Genomic DNA, 1,287 nt, shown 5'->3' with positions numbered 1-1,287 from the left:
TGGCTCTTCCCCATTTCCGGGGGCACTAATCAAGAACACAAAACTTTAACCCTTAACCTATAATTTTCAAAATTTCTAAATCCATAAGCACGACGTTGAATCAGCTTCATCTTCCGATGAAACCCTTCTGTAATGCCGTTGTTTTTAGTAAACCGCCACATTCTAACCACTTCTTCCCGCCATTGATATAATGTTTTACCTAGAGTCTTTAGTGAGTCGAAAGGACTTTCCTTTAGACTGGCAACGAGTTTAAGAAAGAGAGGTATTAAACGCGTACACTGCTTTGCGGTGCGATGTTTTCGCATGAGTAATCGATGTAATCGCTGTTTAAAGTAATATATTGCAGCAATGACAGGCTGTTTTTGCAAATAACGTTCCCGTCTATTGAGTCGCTTTACAGTGAGATTATTGGGATTGGTTCTCAATGCCGCCAAGAGACCTCGCTGATATTTCATTTCAGGGTCAATCTGCTGATAAGTCTGCAAACAGAATTGATTCAACAAACGTATCACATGAAAGCGATCGGCAACAATCATCGCATTGGGAAAGTAACGCCTGATTAACCTGCGGTAACTGGAACTTAAATCAATACAGACTACCTGTACCTTATCTTTTCCTTCTAACGTGTTGAGATAGCCTTCTAAATCCTTTTCTGAACGCCCCTCAACCACATCAAATATTTTATGTTTGGCCAAGTCACAAAAGGTTGTGGCATAACCCACTTTCCGATTAAATGAATGCTCATCCAGGCCAAGGACTCTTGGGCAAGGACGGTTTAATATCTTTTTATGACGAAGCTCATAACCGTAATGATACCAGCGCTCTACAGTCGATTTACCCAGCTTTAAGTCACGCGCCAAATCCTTTTGACTGACTCCTTTGCTGTGGTAGTGAAACACCTGTTTACGCAAACTCTCGCTCGCTCTTTGATATTTACCTATCCCGGGAAATCGTTGATTAAAATAGCGACCACAAGCAGGACAATAATACTTATGAGCCTTGATACACAAGTAACTGCGACGCAATCCAATCGACTCATGGCGGATTCGTCTTATGAAACTGTCTTTTTTACGTAACTTCTTATTACCGCAATGAATACAGCGAACAACACAACGATAAGTTACTTCGATATTTACCGGGTTCTCTCCACTCACCTTTTTAATAGAATATCCCGGTAAATTTAAGATACAATCTTTCTTAGGCATTTTAATCTTCCTTTTGACCGTCAAATCAAAGGGTTAGTCTAGACTAACTTGATTAAAATGCCCCCTTATTTGGGGTAGAGCC

At 40.6% G+C, this 1,287-nt stretch carries 1 protein-coding gene; it reads right to left on the bottom strand.

What is annotated here, in order from left to right; translation table 11 throughout:
* Positions 1-29 precede the first annotated feature (29 nt).
* Positions 30-1,205, bottom strand: a complete 1,176-nt coding sequence (locus E1P08_RS17025) for an ISL3 family transposase (protein ID WP_133137238.1) — start codon at positions 1,203-1,205, stop codon at positions 30-32.
* Positions 1,206-1,287 lie beyond the last annotated feature (82 nt).

Origin of the sequence: Legionella rowbothamii, from assembly GCF_900639985.1 — a bacterium.
In the GTDB taxonomy this organism is placed as follows: Bacteria; Pseudomonadota; Gammaproteobacteria; order Legionellales; family Legionellaceae; genus Legionella; species Legionella rowbothamii.
Note: the sequence above shows the minus strand (reverse complement) of the source record. Positions and strands in the feature narration are given on the sequence as shown.

Excerpts from the sequence above, each read along its gene's own strand:
- E1P08_RS17025 (WP_133137238.1), bottom strand. The coding sequence starts at position 1,205 with ATGCCTAAGAAAGATTGTATCTTAAATTTACCGGGATATTCTATTAAA.